Genomic DNA, 20,822 nt, shown 5'->3' on the forward strand with positions numbered 1-20,822 from the left:
CGGCGCTTTCCCGGTGTGACTGCCACGGCCATGCGCACTTACCCCGTATTACTTGCAGTCGCGGCTACCGTGACTGCAGCGTGCCTCTCGATCATGGCTGGATGGCAGCGTGGCGGGTTCCTCGCCGAGCGCGTGCTGTGGATCGCCGTCGGCGTCGTGCTCGTCGTCGCCGCGCACCTGCTACCCGCGCTCTGCCGGCCGCACGGTTGCCGCGTGCGCGCCGTCGGCGCCCTGCTCTGGATCGGCTGCATCGCTGCGACCTGCTACGGGCACGCCGTTTTTTTCCTGATGGCGCAGAAGCATGCAGGCGAGTTGCGCGCCGCTGCGGTGCCGGTCGTGACTGCCCATAGTCGTGACTTGAGCTTGATTGCACGTGACCGGGCTGACGCAGTAACGCGACTCGCCCGCGCCACGGCGCGCCGCTGCGTCGATCCGTGCCCGAGCCTCCGCGCCGACCGCACCGCCCTCTCCGCGCGCGTCGAGGCGCTCGACGTCGAGAAGGCCGAAGCGCTCCGCGCCGAGGCGGCACAGGACCGAGCCAGCGCAGCGCGCGCAGCCGCCCTGGCTGATCCGGTGACCGGCGCCCTCACCGCCTTCGGTGTGGCCGCACCGCGCGCCGAACTCGTGACCGGCCTCGCCTTTGCCGCCGTGCTCGAAGCCGTCGCCTGCTTCTGCTGGCTACTCGCGCTGCGCCCGGCTGCCGTGACTGAAATCGCGGTAACGCCCGCCACACAAGGCAGTCACGCAGTCGCAGTAACGCAAGTCACGCCCGAAAGTAACGCCGCCGCGCCAGTCGTGGAGCCGGTCGCGGTCGAGTCCGCCCCGGTGCTGCGCCTGCCAGTAGTCGAGCAGCACGACGACGTGACGCGAGTCATGACCGCAGTAGCAGCCGGCCAGTTGCGGGCAACGGTGACTGAGATCCGCAAGTTTCTCGGCTGCTCCCAAGCGCGAGCCGCGGCCGTCCGAAAGCGCTTGGAACCCGAAACCATTCAATCGTGAGATGAGCATGCCGATCGAACCCGCAAGCACAATCCAAACGCTTTGTCGCAGGGCCGCCGCATTAAATCTGCAACGACACTCGCCGCTATTTCCGACGGCCCGTGCGTTGCCAGGTGGCTTCGTCGCTCCGAAGCGCCGTGTCCCCTCGATGCTGCTTAAGAGAGAAGCGTGTGAACTCTTCCCTCACCCTATCGCAAAGAACGCAACATTGCTCTTCAGTATCGCAATCAATCAGCCCCGATTTAGCTCGATAAATCATGTCGACGAGCTCAATTCTCCCCTCTTCACGGAGAGCTTCTTTCTCTTTGAATTTGAAGGCGGTGAGCACACCAGTGGAAAAAGCGCTCAGAAGCGAAAGTCCTGCGGCCAAAGCCTTTCCGTAGGACTGGAAGCTTTCACTTGGGAGGAGACTGACGCAGGCAGCGGACAGAAGGGACGCCATGAGCGCGAGGAGTACGAATATGTGCCACGCCCAATAATTTGCACTGGACGTGCGCTCGTAATATCTGAGTTCCTCGGTCTCCAGCGTCTGGATCAATTCCAGAAGCAGTTCGCGGTGCGTGTCCTGCGTCACGGTAGCCATCTCGGTCTCCTCTCGAGCAGCTCGCAATTTTCCTTTTCCCACCTTCGCAGAATCCTAGCATGCCGACCGATCGCTACAACGAGGTCGACCGCACACAACGCTGTGCCTCAGCAACTGAATAACGAATCGAGGAAACGATGGCTACGAAACAACTGAGCGACAAGCTCCTGACGAAGCTGCGCGAGCTTTCTGAGAAGCCGGAAGGCTGGGGCGACATTCGCATCATCGAACCGGCTGATGCGCGCTCTATCCTCGCCGCTCTCGCGACTTCCGATGCGGCAGTACCAATCAAAATATGTTTCGGGGAGAGTGCGCAGTTATCCACAGAAACCGCGGATAAACCTGTGCAAAGGATGAGCGACGCAGAGCGTGACGTGCACGCCGAGCGCGCGCGGCAAGTGACGGTCGAAGGTTGGACGCCGATCCATGACGATCACCATGATCTCGGACAACTGGCGTCTGCCGGCGCCTGCTACGCGCTCGCGCATCGCTGGGCACGACGCGATTCACCTCCCCAGCCTGGCGACTGGAATCACGCATGGTGGAAGCCGACGTCGTGGCGGCGCGACCTCGTGAAAGCCGGCGCGCTGATCATCGCCGAGATCGAACGGATCGACAGAGCAGGCAGCGCGGATGCGCAGAATGGTGCGCATCCGTAGACCGCTTTCAGTGCCCGGCTTCGAGCTTGGGCAAACGGTCGTACAACGATTCCATGGCTGCGCTCGGCGCGGCGCGCCAGAGCGCTCCGTACACAATCTCGCTATGGAGTTCGATCCCGTCAGGCGAGCCCGCGTCGATGTGTTTTGCTTGCACGATGAGATCAAAAAGCTTCTTTGCGGCGTCAAGGATGGCTTCTGCTTGCGCGTGGGAAATTGTTGTATTCATCCCGATACATATCGGCATGTGAAGCGAAAACTTAATGTCGCTATGCGCGCCGAAGGTAACCGCACTCCCATAGCCGGGAACCAGCAGGAGGAAAATCAATGACCGGATCGACGTTCCTGACGCTGGAAGAGGTTTGCGAGCTTACCGGCGTTCGCGCCGGGCGCGCCGGCAAGACGCGCGAGCAGCTCCAAGTCGCATGGCTGCGAACCTCGGGCATCCCGTTCTGGACGAATGCGCGCGGGCGGCCGATCATCGCGCGGGCCGCGATCGAGGGACAACGCGCGACCGAACAGCCACGCCAGAAGTGGCAGCCAAACTTTGCAGTATCGGGGTGATGAATGGGCAGAACACCAACCGTGAATCTCCACCTGCCGCGGCGCATGCGCGCGCGGCGGCGCGGCAAGGTTACATATTACTTCTACGACTGGGGCGGCAAGCCTCGGCGTGAAGAGTCGCTTGGCACGGAATACGTGAAGGCCGTGGGCCGGTGGGCCGAGATCGAGCAGGACCAGACACCGCGCGAGGCGGTGGCAACTTTCGGCGCCGCAGTGACTGCGTATTTGCGTGATGTGTTCCCGCTGAAAGCGCCGCGCACGCAGATCGATAACGAAAAGGAACTCGCGTTCCTTCGCAAGGTCTTCGTTGACTCCGCGCCGCTCGAGGACATCGAGCCACAGCACGTGAAGCAGTACATGCGCTGGCGCCATGAGGTCGCTGTCGACTGGTTCAAGAAGAAAGGGCAGCCAGTGCCGCAGAACGCCGGGCACGTGCGCGCAAACCGAGAAATCGCGCTGTTCAGCCATATCTTCAATCACGCTCGGGAGATTGGGCTGACGAGCGCGCCGAACCCGTGCGCGGGCGTGCGCAAGAATTCAGAGAGCGGCCGCGACGTGTATGTCGAGGACGACGTGTTCCAGCGCGTGTATGCCTGCGCAGATCAGCCGACGCGCGATGCAATGGATCTGGCCTACCTGGCCGGTCAGCGGCCGCAGGACACGCTCAGCTACGACGAGAGGGACATACGCGATGGCTTCATCGCCATCGGCCAGGGCAAGACCGGGCAGAAGCTGCGTATCGAGGTGGTGGGTGAACTGCAGGGGGTCATCGACCGCATCCGCGCGCGGAAGGTCGGACTCAAGGTGGTGAGCACTGCTCTCGTGATCAACGAGAAAGGCGAGCGCATGACGCTAGGCGCCCTGCAGAAGCGCTTCAGCGCGGCACGTGCTCGAGCGGGCGTCCCGGTCGGCGATTTCCAGTTCCGTGACCTGCGCGCGAAGGCCGGCACGGACAAGACGGATTCTTCGGGTGACATCCGCCAGGCGCAGCGGCAACTCGGCCACAAGTCGCTGACGATGACAGAGCACTACGTGCGAAAGCGCCGCGGAGAAAAGGTCGGCCCAACTCGATGAGGCTCGGGGGGAAAGAGTTAAGCGGTTTGTTGGCTTGAGACTGTCGCAGGCCGTGAAGGAAGGCTTGGGGACAGACTTCCATACTGTGTCACGCGAGTATTGCTCGCACCAACTGCGAGATGCACATGCAGGCCGCAACAAAACTTAATCCGAGAGGGACCAGCAGGTCGACCGCGCTTTTCGAGTACGTCGCCGTGCGCAGGGCCGTCGCCACAGCAATATAGAGCACGGCACGGCGTGAAAAGCGGTACTTAAATGGCATGTGGCCGCCTGTGCTTTGCTGAAACCCTCCTTGCCAATTGACATCCCCGATGAACTTGACCGTTCCCATCCAAGGCTGGTCAGCGTCCTGCGAAATACTGCTCTCTATGTCCACAAAAATGGGACGCCCGAATTGCTTGCACGCCTCGGCAAACCTTTCACTTTCCCGCATTGCAAAGCCATCGACGAGACGTGGCCGATCACGGCGCATCAGGAGGTAAGCGCGTGCATCGCGCGAAAGCCACTGACGGATCGCCGCGTAACGCAGGCTTTGGAAATGTTCGTTGAGGGCGCTCAGGTCGCGGTCGGTATCGTCGTGGAACCAGTATCGCAGGAACATGTAGGCCAACACTGCCGAGAGAGTGAGCCATACCTTCAGTGGGGTTACGTTTCCGACCTCGGCAAAGCCAAGCAGCGTGCCGGTCGGCTTAAACGACAAGTGAAACAGGGTAATGGCGAGGATCGCGGCCGAGAGCAAACCACGTTGCGGCGCAGTTTGTCCGGGGTGTCATCCATGATTTTTGGGCTGTTCGTTTCTCGGTTGGTTGTTCTAATACATTGGCGATTCAATGCCTGGAACCGAAGAGCGCACCACCTTTTTGTGCCACCGCGTCAAAATTGCGGAAAACTCTGCTTTTTGCGGAAAAAATCTTGGGGCTTCAAAATCGCTGAAACCCTTGGTGGGCCGGGTGGGGTTCGAACCCACGACGTCCTTTCGGAGGCGGATTATGAGTCCGCTGCCTGCAACCAACACGGCGTCCGGCCCACGAAGCTACGAGGCGTAGCGACAACGAAACAACGATGACGTATCAACAAAAAAGCCCGGTCTACCCAAAGGCCGGGCTTTTCGACGACAGGCCGACATACTACACGAAAGCGGGTCGGCCTGGCCATCTTGCACATGACTTCTGTGCATTAAAACTAATCAAACTCAATTCCCTTCAAGGAACGACTTGAGCTTGTCCGAACGGCTCGGGTGGCGCAGCTTGCGCAGCGCCTTCGCTTCGATCTGGCGAATGCGTTCGCGCGTCACGTCGAACTGCTTGCCCACCTCTTCGAGCGTGTGATCGGTGCTCATTTCGATACCGAAGCGCATGCGCAGCACCTTCGCCTCGCGCGGCGTGAGCGAGTCGAGCACGTCCTTGACGACATCGCGCATCGAGGCGTGCAGCGCGGCGTCGGCAGGCGCCACCGTGTTGTTGTCCTCGATGAAGTCGCCCAGATGCGAATCGTCGTCGTCGCCGATCGGCGTTTCCATGGAGATCGGCTCCTTCGCGATCTTCATGATCTTGCGGATCTTGTCCTCCGGCATTTCCATCTTCTCTGCGAGCGTTGCCGGATCCGGCTCGAGACCGGTTTCCTGCAGGATCTGCCGCGAAATGCGGTTCATCTTGTTGATCGTTTCGATCATATGAACCGGAATGCGGATCGTGCGGGCCTGGTCCGCGATCGAGCGCGTGATGGCCTGACGGATCCACCACGTCGCGTAGGTCGAGAATTTGTAGCCGCGACGATATTCGAACTTGTCCACCGCCTTCATCAGGCCGATGTTGCCTTCCTGGATCAGGTCGAGGAACTGCAGGCCACGGTTCGTGTACTTCTTCGCAATCGAGATCACGAGACGCAGGTTCGCCTCGGTCATCTCGCGCTTCGCCTGGCGCGCCTTGAGTTCACCGGCCGCCATCTGGCGGTTAGTTTCCTTCAGGTCCTTGAGCGGCAGCACCACGCGCGCCTGCAGATCGAGCAGGCGCTGCTGCTGTTCGCGGATGGCCGGAATGTTGCGCGAAAGGATGCCGCTATACACATGGCTCTCGCCGACAATCTTCTCCGACCATTCGAGGTCGGTTTCATTGCCCGGGAAACGCGCGATGAACTCCGAGCGCGGCATGCCGCACTTGTCCACGACCGTGTGAAGAATCTGGCGTTCGACCTGGCGCACTTCGTCCACCTGCGCACGCAGCGTGTCGCACAGGCGCTCGACCGTACGCGCCGTGAAGCGGATCGACATCAGCTCGTTCTGGATGGTTTCCTGCGCCTTGAGGTAAGACTTCGACTTGTAGCCTTCCTTCTCGAACGCGCGGCGCATCTTGTCGAACCACTCGCTGATGAGCGCGAACTTTTCGAGCGAGGCACGCTTGAGGGCTTCGAGCTGCGCCGCATTGGCCGTCGCCTGCGCCGCGCCGTCGTCCTCTTCCTCCTCCTCTTCTTCTTCCTCTTCGGCCTCTTCCTCTTCGTCCTCGTTCTCGATCTCTTCCGCTTCCTTGGCGTTGAAGCCGTCGGTGTCTTCGGCGTTCGGATCGATCAGGCCGTCGACGAGCTCGTCCACGCGAATCTCGTCGTTCGCCACGCGTTCGGCCATGGCGAGGATGTCGGCAATGGTGGTCGGGCAGGCGGAGATCGCCATGACCATGTGCTTGAGGCCGTCTTCAATGCGCTTGGCGATTTCAATTTCGCCCTCGCGCGTGAGGAGCTCGACCGTGCCCATTTCGCGCATGTACATGCGCACCGGGTCGGTCGTGCGGCCAAATTCGGAGTCGACGGTGGAGAGCGCGACTTCCGCTTCCTCTTCCACTTCGTCGTCCGAGGAAGCGTTGGGCGCGTTGTCGTTGAGCAGCAGCGTTTCGGCGTCGGGCGCCTGCTCGTAGACGGCCACGCCCATGTCGTTGAACGTGCTGATGATGCCTTCGATCGCCTCGGTTTCCGTGAAGTTGTCCGGAAGGTGATCGTTGATTTCCGCATAGGTGAGGAAGCCGCGCTCCTTGCCGAGCTTGATGAGCGCACGCAGCTTCGTGCGGCGCTCCTCGAGCTCCTCGACGGTGCCGGGCTGCGACGACGCAAATGCGTCTTTCAGCAGCGCCTTTTCCTTCGCTCGCCGGTCGCGCGCGCGGGTGGTCTTTTCGACCTTGCCCGCGGCGGGGGTGCTGTCTTCGCTCTGGTTTGCGTCGTCATCGACGGGTACTTCATTCAGCTTTTTCGTCATGGAGTTCGCCGTACCGGCTAGTGTCTCGACTCGCGGCTGCTGGACAACAGCCTCTTGAACCGTGGATGCTTGAGCCTCGCGCTCTGCCGCATCGTCCTCGACGGCAGGCACTTCCCTTGCACTTCTCGAACCGGACCGCTTCGTTGCCGGCTGCGTAGCGGCTTTCGCCGCACGGACAGGCGCTGCTCGCGCAGCCGAAACAGTCATCGACCTCTTCCGGGTAGCCGGTTCAGAACGGTTGGTGGACTCACTGCCCGACGACCGGGCGGAAGAACTGGCAACTGTGGCCTCTGTGACCTTGCTGGTCGGCTCCGTCGAGCCCTTGCCTGTTGCCTTTTTTCCGCCTGTAGTCTTTGCCATTGCCATTCCGCCCCTTGCTGGAAAACTGGACATTCACGGATTACCCCAACCCATTATGCCCACCCGGAAAAAACAAAAACAAACCGCTGAAAACCTGTTATTTTAGCACGCAGGGCAATAATCCCCCTGTGCGGTCCTTCCCTTACAAACCGAGCTGACGTTTCATGTCAGCCCGCGTCTGATTCAGTGACATCAATTCGGCAAGTTCCTCAGGCGTATGTCGCGACTGCCGCGAAAGCGCGTCCAGGCGATCGCAACAGGCGTCGTACCGCATTTTCAGGATTGCCGCCGTCAATTCTTCGCTCACGAGCCGCTCCTGCTCGCGGCGCTCCTCTACTGCAGCGCCATCTTCCGGATTTTTCATCAGCAAATCCCGAACGTTTTCATCATAGTCCAGAATTTCGCGAAAAATCTCCTCGAAGGTTGGAGCATTGGCCCCATTTCTCAGCAGGTCCGAAAGGAGCTGAAATTCCGCCGAGTCGCCCAGCGCCCGCGCGTGAGTAGTCACTTCCTCGAACAGCTCGCCGTGGCGCGTCAGTCCAATCAGCGCTTTTTCGGCCTCTTCTTCCAGTTGCAGCACGATGCGCGGATGCATCACGAGGTTGCGCAGCGCCTTGCGCTCGATACCGGTCACAAGGTGCCGGTCCTTGCGTGCGGGCGCCTGGCGCGCCGCCTGGGCAATGCGCGCGTCGACTTCGCACAGCGCGGCCACTTCCTCGAACGGCACGTCCAGGCGGTCCGCGAACATGTGCATGATCTGCGCCCGCAGGGCGTTCGCCGGCAGCTGCTGCAGCAGCGGCTTTGCGTCGAACAGCGCCCGGGCGCGCCCTTCCGGCTGGTCCAGTTCCTTGTCCGCCAGCACCTCGTTGAGCATGAACTGGGACAGCGGCATGGCCCGCTCGACCTGCTCCGAGAACGCCTCGGCGCCGAATTCGCGCACATAGCTGTCGGGGTCGTGCTCCTGGGGCAGGAACAGGAAGCGGATCGTGCGGTTATCGGCCGCGTGCGGCAGGCACGCGTCGAGCGCACGGCGCGCGGCGCGGCGGCCCGCCGAGTCGCCGTCGAAGCTGAAGATCACCGTGTCGGTCTGACGCATGAGCTTCTGCACGTGGATCGGCGTGCACGCGGTGCCGAGCGTCGCCACGGCGTTCTGGAAACCCAGCTGCGCGAGCGCGACGACATCCATATACCCCTCGACCACCAGAACATAGCGCTGTTCCCGGATCGCGAGGCGCGCCTCGAACAATCCGTACAGTTCGCTGCCCTTGTTAAATAGCGGCGTTTCCGGGGAATTCAAATACTTCGGCTCGCCGCCGTCCAGCACGCGGCCGCCAAAGCCGATGACCTGACCCTTCACGTTGCGGATCGGGAACATCACGCGGTCGCGGAAGCGGTCGTAGCGGCGCGCCTGGCCTTGCGCGTCCTGCTTTTCGCTGACGATCACGAGGCCCGCCTCGACCAGCGCATCGTCGCGATAATTGGCAAACGCAGATTCGAGGTTCTGCCATCCATCGGGCGCGTAGCCGAGGCCGAAGCGCGCGGCGATTTCGCCCGTGAGGCCGCGCTTCTTGAGGTACTGGATGGCGTTGGTCGCGCTGCGCAGCTGCTTGCGGTAGTAGTCGCAGGCGGTCTGCATGACATCGGAGAGCGCGGTGGTGACGGCCTTCGAGGCTGCCGGCGCATAGCCGCCCGCGCCGCCGCCGCCGCGCATGGGCGAAGGCTCTTGCGGCACGGTCAGGCCGACCGACTGGGCGAGTTGCTCGACGGCTTCAGGGAAAGTCAGTCCGGCGTGCTCCATGAGGAAGCCGATGGCGGTGCCGTGCGCGCCACAGCCGAAGCAGTGATAGAACTGCTTGGTTGGACTAACCGTGAACGAAGGGCTCTTCTCGTTGTGGAACGGACACAAGCCCATGAAGTTCGCGCCGCCCTTCTTGAGCTGCACGTAGCGACCCACCACGTCGACGATATCGACGCGGTTCAGCAGGTCTTGCAGGAACGAATGCGGAATCATCGAAGCGAGCGCGCTTGAGCAGCCGGGGCTCGCGCGGCCCTATACGTGACATACGCGTGACGTACGGGCCTCGCGGCGTCGCCCTGGGCCGGGCCGGCGCCGCGTGCGAGCCGGGTGCGCTTACTTCGAGAGCGCGGCTTTGACGAGCCCGGAAACGGCCGTCATGTCGGCGCGCCCGGCCAGCTTCGGCTTGAGCACGCCCATCACCTTGCCCATGTCCTGCGGACCGGCTGCGCCCACCTGGGCGACGGCGGCCTGCACTTCGGCGGCGATCTCGGCGTCCGAGAGCTGCGCGGGCATGTAGGCGGTCAGGACGACCAGCTCGGCGGCCTCCTTCTCGACGAGATCGGTGCGGCCCGCGGCCTCGAACTGGCTGATCGAGTCCTTGCGCTGCTTGATCATCTTGTCGATGACGGCCGTGATGCCCGCGTCGTCGAGCGTCACACGATCGTCGACTTCACGTTGCTTGATAGCGGCGAGCAGCAGACGAATCGTGGCGAGGCGTTCGCTTTCGCGCGCACGCATCGCGGTTTTCATGTCGTCGTTGATCTGGTCTTTGAGACTCATCACTCACCTGAAATACGTTGGGGTTGCTGGAATGCAAAAACCCGCCTGGAAACGCTTCCAGGCGGGTTGGCGCAAATTCGACATGGTTGCGACCACACCAGAGGACAGCGGCGGCCGCGTTGCGCGATGAAATCAGAGGCCGCGGACCGGCTGTCCACGTTGCCGCGAAATCTACGCGAGGCCCACGCTGGAACTGCGCGGCCACGCGCCACGGCTACGCCGGAATCAGTACAGCTTCTTCGGCAACATCTGGCTGCGCAGACGCTTGAAGTGGCGCTTCACCGCCGCCGCCTTCTTGCGCTTGCGTTCAGCCGTGGGCTTCTCGTAGAACTCGCGCGCGCGAAGCTCGGTCAGGAGACCGTTCTTCTCGATCGTGCGCTTGAAGCGGCGCATGGCGACTTCAAAGGGTTCGTTTTCTTTTACGCGGATGGTCGTCATTTTCCAATAACGGATCGGGGGTAAAGAAGATTGAGTATAGCAGTTCCGGATTTGCGCATCGCGTGCCGGTTTGGGGGGAAACCCCAATTCCGGCAGCCGCACCGACCGCCCGCAGAGCCTTCCCCGGCGGGGCTGCGCAGCATCAGGCAGCGCCCGGCCCGACCAGCAGCAACGGCACATGCGTGATCTCGATGGCGCGCTGGGCGACGCTGCCGAGCAGCCAGCGCGCGACACCCCGCCGGCCCTGCGTGCCGAGCGCGACGAGATCGGCCTGCCAGTCCCGCGCTTCGCGCAACACGGCGTGGGCAACGTCGTCGCGCATGCGCCCGGTGGCCACGAGCGCCGTTTCATAGGCGCGGCCTGACACGTCGAGCTGCGTGTGTGCGCTGGCCAGCGCCTTGCGCCCGAGGTCGGCGAGCGCATCTTCCAGCACCGAACCGGGCACCGGGTCGCCGGCCACGCTGCTGCGATCGACGACATAAACCGCGCGCAACGTGGCTTGCGGCTCGGCCAGCCGCAACGCCGCGTCGATCGCCTGCGCCGAGGCCGGGCTGCCGTCCGTCGCCACCAGAATGCGGGCGAGCGGCGCGTGACCGTTCGTTTCTTCGTACTCCACGGGCACGACCAGCAGCGGGCAAGGCGCGCAAACCGCGAGCGCGCCCGAAACCGATCCGTCGACCCAGCGCTTCATGCGCCCCTGGTGCCGCGTGCCGACGACCAGCATGTCGGCCTGCCAGTCGCGCGCCGCATTGGCGAGCGCAGGCACGACAGCGCCTGCTTCGGCGGACAGACCGACCACCTGCCCTTCGACCAGCGCGACTTGTCCGTTGAACGCCGACATCGCGTGCTCGAGCGTGCGCTCGGCGGCGTGGAGATATTCGTCGCGCGCCGCGTTGAGCGCGCCCGTCATCCACGCATCGCCCGCGGTGTAAGCGCCGCCCGCATTCCACGCATCCGGCTGTTCGGCCGCGCAGACGATACGCACCTGGGCGTCGCGCGGCACCACGCGCGACGCGAAACGCAGTGCCTGCGTCGATGCCTTCGAATCGTCCACGGCAATCATGATTCGCCGCAGGGGCCCGCGCATTTGCACGCTGTGCTGCTGTTCCTCTCGATTCACGTTTCGTACCTTTTCCTCGTGGGTCAGGCATTCAAGCGTGAACCTCGGACGCCGAGCCAACAATGACAAGGGTCAACCGCGAGAGATTCGGCACGGCGTATCGGTCAGAAAATCAGCCAGCGCCCAGCGAATATTCGGCGGCGGCTTCCCCGGCCGCGACGCCCGAGGCCCAAGCCCACTGGAAGTTGTAGCCGCCGAGCCAGCCCGTCACGTCCACGGCTTCGCCTATGAAATAGAGGCCCGGCACGCGCTGGCTCATCATCGTCGCCGACGAGAGTTCGCGCGTGTCCACGCCGCCGCGCGTGACTTCGGCCTTCTTGTAGCCTTCGGTGCCCGTGGGGGTGAGCGTCCACTGGGCGAGCCCTTCGCCGATCTTGCGCAGCGTTTTATCGGGCAGATCGGCGATCCGCGCGTCGGCCTTCACCTGATGCGCCTCCAGCCACACGTGTGCGAGGCGCGACGGCACCCACTCGGCGAGCAGGTTGCCGATCTGGCGTTTCGTCGCGCCCTTGGCTTCGATCAGCGCCGCCCCCGGATCGTGCTCGGGCAGCAGGTTCACGCGGATCGGCTGGCCCGGCTGCCAGAAGCTCGAAATCTGCAGGACGCCGGGACCGGAAAGACCGCGATGCGTGAAGAGCAGGTCCTCGTCGAACGCGCCGCCGGTCTTGCGCTCGCCCGTCGCCACGTGGACTTCGAGCGAAACGCCCGCGAGCGGCACATAGGGCGCCCACTCGTCCTGCGCGAACGTGAGCGGCACGAGCGCGGGGCGCGTGTCGATGAGCTTGTGGCCGAACTGCTTCGCGATGCGATACGCGAAGTCGGTTGCGCCGATCTTCGGGATCGACAGGCCGCCCGTCGCGATCACCAGCGCTTTCGCGCGGATCTCGCCCTGTGGCGTGCCGAGCGTGAAGCCCGCGCCGTCGGCGTGGCTCACCGCTTCCACCGGCAGCGGCCGGCGCCACGCCACCTGGCCCGCGTCGCACTCGGCGCGCAGGACGTCGATGATCGCCTCGCTCGACTGGTCGCAGAAAAGCTGGCCCTTGTGCTTTTCGTGCCAGGTCACGCGATGCTGGCGCAGCAGCGCGAGGAAGTCGCGCGGCGTGTAGCGCGCCAGCGCCGACCGGCAGAAATGCGGGTTGTGAGAGAGATAGTTGGCCGGGCTCGCCTGCAGGTTCGTGAAGTTGCAGCGCCCCCCACCCGAGATGCGGATTTTTTCCGCGAGGCGCGGCGCGTGGTCGATCAGCGCCACGCGGCGGCCCTGCTGGCCCGCCACCGCCGCGCACATCATGCCGGCCGCCCCTGCGCCGATCACGGCGATGTCGAAAGATTCCATGGCGCGCATTCTACCTGCGCGGCGGCGGGGCTTGTCCGCGGGGAGCGCCGCTTGCCGCCCTCAACCGGCTTCGACGCACGCTGCTATACTTTTATGTTCTGTTAATTCTTGATTTAGCGACGGTTTTTGGCGGGCTCGTGCCGCGCAATGCCGTTGCCCTGCCCCACATCATGCTCGTTCTCGGCATCGAAAGCTCCTGCGACGAAACCGGCCTCGCGCTCTACGACAGCGAGCGCGGCCTGCTCGCGCACGCGCTGCACTCGCAGATCGCCATGCACCGCGAGTACGGCGGCGTCGTGCCGGAGCTGGCCTCGCGCGACCATATCCGCCGCGCGCTGCCGCTGCTCGAAGAAGTGCTCGCGAAGAGCGGCGCGGCGAAAAGCGACATCGACGCCATCGCCTTCACGCAAGGCCCCGGCCTCGCCGGCGCGCTGCTCGTGGGCGCGAGCATCGCCAATGCGCTCGCCATGGCCTGGAACCGGCCGACCGTGGGGATTCACCACCTCGAAGGGCACCTGCTTTCGCCGCTGCTGGTCGATGCGCCGCCGCCGTTTCCGTTCGTCGCGCTGCTCGTGTCGGGCGGCCATACGCAACTCATGCGCGTGACCGACGTGGGCGTCTACGAAACCCTCGGCGAGACGCTCGACGACGCCGCCGGCGAAGCCTTCGACAAAACGGCCAAGCTGCTCGGCCTCGGCTATCCGGGCGGCCCGGAAGTCTCGCGCCTCGCCGAGTTCGGCACGCCGGGCGCGGTCGAACTGCCGCGTCCGATGCTGCATTCGGGCGATCTCGACTTCAGCTTCAGCGGCCTCAAAACGGCTGTGCTCACGCAAGTGAAGAAACTCGGCACGAACATCTGCGAGCAGGGCAAGGCCGACATCGCGCGCGGTTTCGTCGATGCAGCCGTCGAGGTGCTGGCCGCGAAATCGCTCGCCGCGCTCAAGCGCACGAAGATGAAGCGCCTCGTGGTGGCGGGCGGCGTGGGCGCGAACAAGCAGTTGCGCGAGACGCTTTCGGCGGCGGCGCAAAAGCGCGGCTTCGAGGTGCATTACCCGGACCTGTCGCTGTGCACCGACAACGGCGCGATGATCGCGCTCGCGGGCGCGCTGCGCCTCGCGCGCTGGCCCGAGCAGGCCACGCGCGACTACGCGTTCACGGTGAAGCCGCGCTGGGATCTGACCTCGCTCGCGCAGCAGTAAGCCGTTTGCCGCCGCAGAAGCAAAAAAGCCGCCCAGGGGCGTTTTGTTGACGGCGCAACCTGTGCGGCCCGCTTTACGCGGCGCGCTTGTCGTGCTCGATCACGGCGTAGGCGCTGTGATTGTGGATCGACTCGAAGTTTTCGGCTTCGAGCGTATAGGCGATCACGCGCGCATCGGCGTTCAGCCGCACGGCGACGTCGCGCACGAGGTCTTCGACGAACTTGGGGTTCTCATACGCGCGCTCGGTCACGAACTTCTCGTCCGGACGCTTGAGCAGGCCCCACAGCTCGCACGACGCCTCTTGTTCGGCGATGCGAACGAGGTCTTCCACCGGCAGGTCGCCTTCGAACTCGACGTTCATCGTCACGTGCGAGCGCTGGTTGTGCGCGCCGTACTGCGAGATCTTCTTCGAGCACGGGCACAGGCTCGTCACGGGCACGAGCACCTTGAGGAACAGGCGCGTCTGTCCGTTGCGCACGTCGCCCGTGAGCGTCACTTCGTAGTCCAGCAGACTTTCCACGCCCGACACCGGCGCCACTTTCTTCACGAAGTACGGGAACGTCACTTCGATACGGCCCGCCTGCGATTCGAGCTTCGCGACCATCGCGGCCAGCATCGCGCGGAACGTGGCGGGTTCGAGCGGCGCCTTGTTCTCTTCGAGCAGCGCGACGAAGCGCGACATGTGCGTGCCCTTCTGGTCGGCCGCCAGATGAACGTCGAGATTCCACGTGCCGACGCTCGGCTGGACGTCGCCCGCGGCCGTCTTCACCGTGAGCGGATGGCGCACGGCCTTCACGCCGACGCGCTGGATCACGATCTGACGGGTATCGACGGAGCTTTGGACGTCCGGCATCACGAAGGCCGGGTTCATCTGATTCATGTTCTTATCCTCAAGCCGCGCCATAGGCGGCGCGCAAATAACAAACGCCGGCATGAGCCGGCGTTTGCTGGCGGAAAGCCGGGTAGGAAACCCGCCCGCCAGTTCAAATGTGAATTGGGCTGCCGCGAGGGCAACGCACCAATCAAACTATCGCGATCTCAATCGACCTCAGGCAACGCGCATCACCGACTTGCCGGACACTGCCTTGTCGAGAAAGCGCTCGCGAATCGATTTCGCGATGCCTGCTGCGTCGAGCCCACAGCCCGCCAGCAGCTTCGCCGGGTCGCCGTGGTCGATGAAGCGGTCGGGGAGGCCCAATTGTAGTACGGTCTTGATAACCCCACTTTCAAGGAGGGCTTCCACGCAGGCCGAACCGGCGCCGCCCATGATGCAGCCTTCCTCGACGGTCACGAGGTAGTCGTGCGTTTCGGCGAGCTGCTTCACGAGGTCCGCGTCGAGCGGCTTCACGAAGCGCATGTTCGCCACGGTGGCGTCCAGTTCCTCGGCGGCCTTGAGCGACGGCGCAACCATTGTGCCGAACGCGAGGATCGCGATACGGCTGCCTGCCGGCGCCTTGCTCTCGCGGCGGACTTCGCCCTTGCCCACCGGCAGCGCGGCCATCTGCTTGACGGTCGCCACGCCCGTGCCCGCACCGCGCGGGTAGCGCACGGCCGTCGGGCAGTCCTGCTGGAGCGCCGTGTAGAGCATCTGGCGGCATTCGTTTTCGTCCGACGCCGCCATGATCATCATGTTCGGAATGCAGCGCATGAACGCGAGATCGTACGCGCCCGCGTGCGTTGCGCCGTCCGCGCCAACGAGACCCGCGCGGTCGATCGCGAACACAACCGGCAGGTTCTGCAGCGCCACGTCGTGAATCAGCTGGTCATACGCGCGCTGCAGGAACGTCGAATAGATTGCGACCACGGGCTTCAAGCCTTCTGCCGCGATGCCGCCCGCGAACGTGACTGCGTGCTGCTCGGCGATACCGACGTCGTAGTAGCGATCCGGGAAGCGCTTTTCGAACTCAACGAGGCCCGAGCCTTCACGCATGGCCGGCGTAATGCCAATCACGCGCGAATCGAGTTCAGCCGCGTCGCACAGCCATTCGCCGAACACCTGCGTGTAGGTCTTCTTGGCGGGCGTAGTCGACGGCTTGATGCCTTCGGCCGGGTTGAACTTGCCGGGACCGTGATACAGGACCGGGTCGGCTTCGGCGAGCTTGTAGCCCTGGCCTTTCTTCGTCACGACGTGCAGGAATTGCGGGCCGCGCAGTTCCTTGATGTTCTGCAGCGTCGGGATCAGCGAATCCAGATCGTGGCCGTCGATCGGCCCGATGTAGTTGAAGCCGAATTCCTCGAACAGCGTAGCCGGCACGATCATGCCCTTCGCGTGCTCTTCGAGCTTGCGCGCGAGGTCCAGCACCGGCGGCGCATGGCGCAGCACGCGCTCCACGCCCGCGCGTGCTGCGGCGTAGAAGCGGCCCGACATGAGGCGCGCGAGATGGCGATTGAGCGCGCCCACCGGCGGCGAAATCGACATGTCGTTGTCGTTGAGGATGACGAGCAGCGGCACATCGTCTTCCACGCCGCCGTTGTTCAGTGCCTCGAAGGCCATGCCGGCCGTCATCGCGCCGTCGCCGATCACGGCGATGCCCATGGCGTTGTCGCCCTTGAGCTTGCTCGCCACAGCCATGCCGAGCGCCGCCGAAATCGACGTGCTCGAGTGCGCGGTGCCGAACGTGTCGTACGGCGACTCGTCGCGTTTCGGGAAGCCCGAAATGCCGCCGAGCTGGCGCAGCGTCGACATCTGGTCGCGACGGCCCGTCAGGATCTTGTGCGGATAGGTCTGATGGCCCACGTCCCAGACGATGCGGTCGCGCGGCGTGTCGAACACGTAGTGCAGCGCGATCGTCAGTTCGACCGTACCGAGGTTGGACGACAGGTGGCCGCCCGTCTGCGAGACGCTTTCGAGAACGAAGGCACGCAGTTCGTCGGCAAGCGGTTGCAACTGGCGGCGATCAAGGCGGCGCAAATCCGCCGGGTCGTCAATGGTTTTCAGCAAGTCGTACATCGTCGTTCCATTGTAGGAAAACTGGCGCTCCCGCACTTTTTCTGCGCATTACTTCCGTTTCATGCGCGTGGGCGGGTTGCGCGGTCAGCTCACCCGGTTCACCACCAGGTCAGCGAGTTCGGCGAGGCGCTGAGCGCGCGCGCCGAACGGTTCGAGCGCCGCGTGCGCGTCGGCGCGCAACCGCTGCGCGAGCGCACGCGAGGCATCAAGACCGATAATCGACACGTAGGTCGGCTTGCCGTCCTTCGCGTCCTTGCCAGCGGTCTTGCCGAGCGTTGCGGAGTCGGCGGTGACGTCGAGAATGTCGTCCACCACCTGAAAAGCGAGACCCACGGCCGCCGCGTATTTGTCGAGCGCGGCAAGGCTTTGCGCCGAAGGCGTCTCGCCCGCCAGCGCGCCCATGCGGACCGCGGCGCGCAGAAGCGCGCCGGTCTTCAGGCGGTGCATCGTTTCGAGCTGCTCGCGGGTGAGCGAATGGCCGACGCTCGCGAGGTCGATGGCCTGGCCGCCGGCCATGCCGATCGAGCCGCTGGCCAGCGCGAGTTCGCGCACGAGCGATGCCTGGTGCTGGGCACCGAGCACTTCCGAGGTCAGCGTGACGAAGGCTTGCGACTGCAGCGCATCGCCCACCAGCAGCGCCGTCGGTTCGTCATATTTGACGTGTACGGTGGGTTTGCCGCGACGCATGTCGTCGTCGTCCATGCACGGCATGTCGTCGTGCACGAGCGAGTAGACGTGGATCATTTCGAGCGCGCAGGCCGCCGCGTCGAGCGCTTCCGGCGTGGCGTTCGTGAGTTCGCCCGCCGCGTGGCACAGGAGCGGACGCACCCGCTTGCCGCCGCCCATCACGGCATAACGCATGGCGTCATGCAGCGGCGCCGGCAGCACGTCGGCAGCCGGCAAATAGTGATCGAGCGCGCTTTCGACCCGGTCGAGTACCTGCCGGGTCCATTGGTCAAATGTCATAGATCGTCGTCTCCGCCCGCTGCGGAGTCTGTCGTATTGAGGGGCACGGGCCGCAGCGTCTCGCCGTCGAGCACGCGCACCTGTTGTTCAACCTTTTCGAGCTGCTGCTGGCAAAAGCGCACGAGCGCCGCGCCACGGCGGTAGGCTGCAAGCGATTCTTCCAGGCTCAGGCTGCCGCCTTCCATGCGTGCAACGAGCCCGTCGAGCTCCGCCAGCGCCGCCTCGTAGCTCTCGGGCAGGGCTTCGCCCTCGGCCAGCCCGGCTGCGCTTTCGCCCGCGCCAGCGCGGTCTTTCGATGCGGATTTCGCCATGAGTCGTCGCCAGAATGAAACAAGGCGGACATTCTACGGCAAAAGGTCCCTTTCGACCCGCTCCCCGGCTTGTGTACCCTCTCGACCACACGCTCGGGGCCAGTACAAATCGGTTCCAGAAGGCCCGATTACCCGTGCCTTTGTCTCATATTTCCTGAATTCCTGCCGTCTTTCCGGTGTAATTTTGGCAAAAATCAGTCACTTAGCTACCCCATGACGGGGTAACCGGGTATAATCGCCGGCTCCCTAAATCGAATCTTCGATGGTTGGGTTGTTCACTGCTTTCACGTCTTCATCGGGAGTGGGAATGTCCAATCTGAGCAATGCATTGCAGCTGAAGTCTATCCACAGCCAGCTGCCAGTCACCGCTTATTTTGACGAAGCGCTACTCAAGCGCGAAATCGACACGCTTTTCCAGAAAGGTCCTCGCTACGTCGGGCACGAACTCATGGTGCCCGAGGCGGGAAACTATTTTGCGTTGCCCGGCGAAAAAGAAGGCCGCGTGCTCGTTCGCAACAAGAGCAACGAAATCGAGCTGCTCTCGAACGTGTGCCGGCATCGCCAGGCCATCATGCTAAACGGTCGCGGCACGGCAGACAACATTGTATGTCCGCTGCATCGCTGGACCTATGACCTCAAGGGCGAACTGCTCGGCGCACCGCACTTCGCGGACAAGCCGTGTCTGAACCTGAACAGCTCGCCGCTCCAGAAGTGGAACGGGCTGCTGTTCGAATCCGCGGGCCGCGACGTCGCGCGCGATCTCGCGCGCCTTGGGCCGGCGAAACACCTCGACTTCACGGACTACCTGTTCGATCACGTCGAGGTGCACGAGTGCAACTACAACTGGAAGACCTTCATCGAGGTCTATCTGGAAGACTATCACGTCGTGCCGTTCCACCCGGGCCTCGGCAACTTCGTCTCGTGCGACGACCTCCAGTGGGAGTTCGGCGAGTGGTATAGCGTGCAGACGGTCGGCGTGCACAAGCACCTCGGCAAGCCGGGCAGCCCGACGTACCGCAAGTGGCACGACGAAGTCCTGCGCTTTCGCAACGGCGTGCCGCCCGAGTTCGGCGCGATCTGGATGGTGTACTACCCGAATCTCATGATCGAGTGGTATCCGCACGTGCTCGTGGTCTCGTGGCTCATCCCGCAGGGCACGCAGAAAACGACCAACATCGTCGAGTTCTATTACCCCGAGGAAATCACGCTGTTCGAGCGCGAGTTCGTCGAGGCCGAGCGCGCCGCCTATATGGAAACCGCCGTCGAAGACGACGAGATCGCCGAGCGCATGGACGCTGGCCGCCGGGCGCTGTTCGAGCGCGGCGTTTCCGAAGTCGGCCCGTATCAGAGCCCGATGGAAGACGGCATGCAGCACTTCCACGAGTTTCTGCGCCGCGAGCTGGGATCGATCTGACGCGCGGCCTGGCGCCGGCGTCGGGCAGCGCGAACGCATCACGGAAAGACGGGCTTAGGCCCGTCTTTTTGTTTAGACTGACGGCACCGGGCCGTCGCATAGCGAGAGAGGGCGGCCTTGCACGAATCAAGGAGCCGTCATGCCCCACACGCACTACACCACGCTGATCTCGGCCGCCAATCTGCACGAACGCCTGACCGCCGCGCCGGGCAGCGTGCTGGTTTTCGACTGCCGCTTCGATCTCGCCAACCCCGCCGCGGGTGAGAACGGCTATGCGCTGGGCCATCTGCCGGGCGCCCAATACCTGCATCTGGACCGCGACCTCTCGGGCCCGAAGACCGGCAAGAACGGCCGCCATCCGCTGCCCGACCGCTCGGCGCTCGTCGCCACGCTGTTGCTGCGCGGGCTCAACGAAGGCCAGCAGGTCGTGGCCTACGACGCGCAAGGCGGCGCCTACGCCGCGCGCCTATGGTGGCTGCTGCGCTGGCTCGGCCACGACTCGGTGGCCGTGCTCGACGGCGGCCTCAAGGCGTGGGAGGCGGCGGGCTTCCCGCTCGTGCGCGACGTGCCCACGCCCGCGCGCGGCACTTTCAAGGCCGGCGCGCCGCTGCAGGTGACGGTGGACGCCCAGGCCATCGTCCGCAATCTCGCGACGCACGAACTCACGGTCGTCGACGCGCGCGCCGCCGACCGCTATCGCGGCGAGAACGAAACGATCGACCCGGTGGGCGGCCATATTCCTGGCGCGCGCAATCGGTTTTATCAGGACAATCTCACGCCGGATGGCCGCTTCAAGTCGGCGCATGCGCTGCGTGAGGATTTCACGGCGGTGCTGCCGGGCATCGCGCCCGAACACGTGGTCCTGCAATGCGGCTCGGGCGTGACCGCCTGCCACAATGCGCTCGCGATGGAGATTGCCGGCCTGCACGGCGCGGCGCTCTATCCCGGTTCGTGGAGCGAATGGAGCGCCGACGCGTCGCGGCCGGTCGCGACTGGCCCCAACCCCTGAGCCGGGAATCCGGAAGCGGGCACGGCG

At 64.1% G+C, this 20,822-nt stretch carries 21 protein-coding genes and 1 tRNA gene; 8 read left to right on the top strand and 14 right to left on the bottom strand.

Features of this window, described 5'->3' with window-relative positions:
• Window positions 1–93: 93 nt before the first annotated feature.
• Window positions 94–999 (top strand): hypothetical protein, encoded by a 906-nt coding sequence (locus AB4Y42_RS02425; RefSeq protein WP_368693289.1) that lies wholly within the window; start codon window positions 94–96, stop codon window positions 997–999.
• A gap of 85 nt (window positions 1,000–1,084) precedes the next feature.
• On the opposite strand, the gene AB4Y42_RS02430 is transcribed toward AB4Y42_RS02425, so the two are convergent.
• The gene (locus AB4Y42_RS02430) at window positions 1,085–1,582 is read right to left on the bottom strand and encodes a hypothetical protein (protein WP_368693290.1); all 498 of its coding nucleotides are present in this window, start codon (window positions 1,580–1,582) and stop codon (window positions 1,085–1,087) included.
• 137 nt (window positions 1,583–1,719) lie between these two features.
• On the opposite strand from AB4Y42_RS02430, the gene AB4Y42_RS02435 reads away from it, so the two are divergent.
• Window positions 1,720–2,241 carry a hypothetical protein gene (locus tag AB4Y42_RS02435; RefSeq protein ID WP_368693291.1) on the top strand — a complete coding sequence of 174 codons (522 nt, stop codon included), beginning with the start codon at window positions 1,720–1,722 and terminating at the stop codon, window positions 2,239–2,241.
• A gap of 7 nt (window positions 2,242–2,248) precedes the next feature.
• Here the strand turns inward: AB4Y42_RS02435 and AB4Y42_RS02440 are convergent, their stop codons facing one another.
• Entirely contained in the window at window positions 2,249–2,566 is a 318-nt protein-coding gene (locus AB4Y42_RS02440; RefSeq protein ID WP_368693292.1) for a hypothetical protein, read from the bottom strand.
• On the opposite strand from AB4Y42_RS02440, the gene AB4Y42_RS02445 reads away from it, so the two are divergent.
• Together AB4Y42_RS02445 and AB4Y42_RS02450 are read left to right on the top strand one after the other, a co-directional pair.
• Window positions 2,566–2,802 (top strand): DUF4224 domain-containing protein, encoded by a 237-nt coding sequence (locus AB4Y42_RS02445; RefSeq protein ID WP_368693293.1) that lies wholly within the window; start codon window positions 2,566–2,568, stop codon window positions 2,800–2,802. The two genes, AB4Y42_RS02440 and AB4Y42_RS02445, sit on opposite strands and share 1 nt — an antisense overlap.
• 45 nt (window positions 2,803–2,847) lie before the next feature.
• Complete coding sequence (locus AB4Y42_RS02450) at window positions 2,848–3,876, top strand: tyrosine-type recombinase/integrase (protein ID WP_368693294.1); 1,029 nt, start codon at window positions 2,848–2,850, stop codon at window positions 3,874–3,876.
• Window positions 3,877–3,964: 88 nt separating this feature from the next.
• Here the strand turns inward: AB4Y42_RS02450 and AB4Y42_RS02455 are convergent, their stop codons facing one another.
• From AB4Y42_RS02455 to rpoD, 3 genes are all read right to left on the bottom strand, one after another.
• Window positions 3,965–4,615: a hypothetical protein gene (locus AB4Y42_RS02455; protein ID WP_368693295.1), complete on the bottom strand. Its 651-nt coding sequence runs from the start codon at window positions 4,613–4,615 to the stop codon at window positions 3,965–3,967.
• Between the two features lie 200 nt (window positions 4,616–4,815).
• Window positions 4,816–4,903: transfer RNA gene (locus AB4Y42_RS02460), tRNA-Ile, on the bottom strand.
• Between the two features lie 165 nt (window positions 4,904–5,068).
• Window positions 5,069–7,324: an RNA polymerase sigma factor RpoD gene (gene rpoD / locus AB4Y42_RS02465; RefSeq protein ID WP_368688106.1), complete on the bottom strand. Its 2,256-nt coding sequence runs from the start codon at window positions 7,322–7,324 to the stop codon at window positions 5,069–5,071.
• Between the two features lie 34 nt (window positions 7,325–7,358).
• Here rpoD and AB4Y42_RS02470 point away from each other — a divergent pair, with 34 nt between their 5' ends.
• Complete coding sequence (locus AB4Y42_RS02470) at window positions 7,359–7,583, top strand: hypothetical protein (RefSeq protein ID WP_368688105.1); 225 nt, start codon at window positions 7,359–7,361, stop codon at window positions 7,581–7,583.
• Between the two features lie 36 nt (window positions 7,584–7,619).
• Here the strand turns inward: AB4Y42_RS02470 and dnaG are convergent, their stop codons facing one another.
• From dnaG to AB4Y42_RS02495, 5 genes are all read right to left on the bottom strand, one after another.
• Window positions 7,620–9,488: a DNA primase gene (gene dnaG, locus AB4Y42_RS02475; protein WP_368688104.1), complete on the bottom strand. Its 1,869-nt coding sequence runs from the start codon at window positions 9,486–9,488 to the stop codon at window positions 7,620–7,622.
• Window positions 9,489–9,608: 120 nt separating this feature from the next.
• Window positions 9,609–10,055, bottom strand: coding sequence for a GatB/YqeY domain-containing protein (locus AB4Y42_RS02480; protein WP_069261329.1), 447 nt, complete (start codon window positions 10,053–10,055; stop codon window positions 9,609–9,611).
• Window positions 10,056–10,280: 225 nt separating this feature from the next.
• Complete coding sequence (rpsU, locus tag AB4Y42_RS02485; protein WP_013434742.1) at window positions 10,281–10,493, bottom strand: 30S ribosomal protein S21; 213 nt, start codon at window positions 10,491–10,493, stop codon at window positions 10,281–10,283.
• A gap of 142 nt (window positions 10,494–10,635) precedes the next feature.
• Window positions 10,636–11,613, bottom strand: a complete 978-nt coding sequence (locus tag AB4Y42_RS02490) for a universal stress protein (RefSeq protein WP_368693296.1) — start codon at window positions 11,611–11,613, stop codon at window positions 10,636–10,638.
• Between the two features lie 112 nt (window positions 11,614–11,725).
• Complete coding sequence (locus AB4Y42_RS02495; RefSeq protein ID WP_368693297.1) at window positions 11,726–12,946, bottom strand: NAD(P)/FAD-dependent oxidoreductase; 1,221 nt, start codon at window positions 12,944–12,946, stop codon at window positions 11,726–11,728.
• 170 nt (window positions 12,947–13,116) lie between these two features.
• On the opposite strand from AB4Y42_RS02495, the gene tsaD reads away from it, so the two are divergent.
• Window positions 13,117–14,145, top strand: a complete 1,029-nt coding sequence (gene tsaD, locus AB4Y42_RS02500; protein WP_110386183.1) for a tRNA (adenosine(37)-N6)-threonylcarbamoyltransferase complex transferase subunit TsaD — start codon at window positions 13,117–13,119, stop codon at window positions 14,143–14,145.
• A 73-nt stretch (window positions 14,146–14,218) separates the two neighbouring features.
• On the opposite strand, the gene folE2 is transcribed toward tsaD, so the two are convergent.
• The 4 genes from folE2 to AB4Y42_RS02520 form a co-directional block, all read right to left on the bottom strand.
• Window positions 14,219–15,025 (bottom strand): GTP cyclohydrolase FolE2, encoded by an 807-nt coding sequence (folE2, locus tag AB4Y42_RS02505; RefSeq protein ID WP_368693298.1) that lies wholly within the window; start codon window positions 15,023–15,025, stop codon window positions 14,219–14,221.
• A 168-nt stretch (window positions 15,026–15,193) separates the two neighbouring features.
• The gene (dxs, locus tag AB4Y42_RS02510) at window positions 15,194–17,095 is read right to left on the bottom strand and encodes a 1-deoxy-D-xylulose-5-phosphate synthase (RefSeq protein ID WP_368693299.1); all 1,902 of its coding nucleotides are present in this window, start codon (window positions 17,093–17,095) and stop codon (window positions 15,194–15,196) included.
• An 84-nt stretch (window positions 17,096–17,179) separates the two neighbouring features.
• Window positions 17,180–18,061, bottom strand: a complete 882-nt coding sequence (locus AB4Y42_RS02515; protein WP_368693300.1) for a polyprenyl synthetase family protein — start codon at window positions 18,059–18,061, stop codon at window positions 17,180–17,182.
• On the bottom strand, window positions 18,058–18,372 hold the full coding sequence (locus AB4Y42_RS02520; protein ID WP_368688099.1) for an exodeoxyribonuclease VII small subunit: 315 nt from the start codon (window positions 18,370–18,372) through the stop codon (window positions 18,058–18,060). Before AB4Y42_RS02520 ends, AB4Y42_RS02515 begins: the two co-directional genes overlap by 4 nt.
• Before the next feature lie 307 nt (window positions 18,373–18,679).
• Here AB4Y42_RS02520 and AB4Y42_RS02525 point away from each other — a divergent pair, with 307 nt between their 5' ends.
• Both AB4Y42_RS02525 and AB4Y42_RS02530 read left to right on the top strand, forming a co-directional pair.
• Window positions 18,680–19,786, top strand: coding sequence for an aromatic ring-hydroxylating dioxygenase subunit alpha (locus tag AB4Y42_RS02525; RefSeq protein ID WP_368688098.1), 1,107 nt, complete (start codon window positions 18,680–18,682; stop codon window positions 19,784–19,786).
• 139 nt (window positions 19,787–19,925) lie between these two features.
• Window positions 19,926–20,795: a sulfurtransferase gene (locus tag AB4Y42_RS02530; protein WP_368689326.1), complete on the top strand. Its 870-nt coding sequence runs from the start codon at window positions 19,926–19,928 to the stop codon at window positions 20,793–20,795.
• Window positions 20,796–20,822 lie beyond the last annotated feature (27 nt).

It is taken from the genome of Paraburkholderia sp. EG286B (genome assembly GCF_040965655.1).
Taxonomy (GTDB): Bacteria; Pseudomonadota; Gammaproteobacteria; order Burkholderiales; family Burkholderiaceae; genus Paraburkholderia.

Coding starts and splice junctions, on each gene's coding strand:
- AB4Y42_RS02425 (WP_368693289.1), top strand. CDS start 94: ATGGCTGGATGGCAGCGTGGCGGGTTCCTCGCCGAGCGCGTGCTGTGG.
- AB4Y42_RS02430 (WP_368693290.1), bottom strand. CDS start 1,582: ATGGCTACCGTGACGCAGGACACGCACCGCGAACTGCTTCTGGAATTG.
- AB4Y42_RS02435 (WP_368693291.1), top strand. CDS start 1,720: ATGGCTACGAAACAACTGAGCGACAAGCTCCTGACGAAGCTGCGCGAG.
- AB4Y42_RS02445 (WP_368693293.1), top strand. CDS start 2,566: ATGACCGGATCGACGTTCCTGACGCTGGAAGAGGTTTGCGAGCTTACC.
- AB4Y42_RS02450 (WP_368693294.1), top strand. CDS start 2,848: ATGCGCGCGCGGCGGCGCGGCAAGGTTACATATTACTTCTACGACTGG.
- rpoD (WP_368688106.1), bottom strand. CDS start 7,324: ATGACTGTTTCGGCTGCGCGAGCAGCGCCTGTCCGTGCGGCGAAAGCC.
- dnaG (WP_368688104.1), bottom strand. CDS start 9,488: ATGATTCCGCATTCGTTCCTGCAAGACCTGCTGAACCGCGTCGATATC.
- AB4Y42_RS02480 (WP_069261329.1), bottom strand. CDS start 10,055: ATGAGTCTCAAAGACCAGATCAACGACGACATGAAAACCGCGATGCGT.
- rpsU (WP_013434742.1), bottom strand. CDS start 10,493: ATGACGACCATCCGCGTAAAAGAAAACGAACCCTTTGAAGTCGCCATG.
- AB4Y42_RS02495 (WP_368693297.1), bottom strand. CDS start 12,946: ATGGAATCTTTCGACATCGCCGTGATCGGCGCAGGGGCGGCCGGCATG.
- tsaD (WP_110386183.1), top strand. CDS start 13,117: ATGCTCGTTCTCGGCATCGAAAGCTCCTGCGACGAAACCGGCCTCGCG.
- folE2 (WP_368693298.1), bottom strand. CDS start 15,025: ATGAATCAGATGAACCCGGCCTTCGTGATGCCGGACGTCCAAAGCTCC.
- dxs (WP_368693299.1), bottom strand. CDS start 17,095: ATGTACGACTTGCTGAAAACCATTGACGACCCGGCGGATTTGCGCCGC.
- AB4Y42_RS02515 (WP_368693300.1), bottom strand. CDS start 18,061: ATGACATTTGACCAATGGACCCGGCAGGTACTCGACCGGGTCGAAAGC.
- AB4Y42_RS02520 (WP_368688099.1), bottom strand. CDS start 18,372: ATGGCGAAATCCGCATCGAAAGACCGCGCTGGCGCGGGCGAAAGCGCA.
- AB4Y42_RS02525 (WP_368688098.1), top strand. CDS start 18,680: ATGTCCAATCTGAGCAATGCATTGCAGCTGAAGTCTATCCACAGCCAG.
- AB4Y42_RS02530 (WP_368689326.1), top strand. CDS start 19,926: ATGCCCCACACGCACTACACCACGCTGATCTCGGCCGCCAATCTGCAC.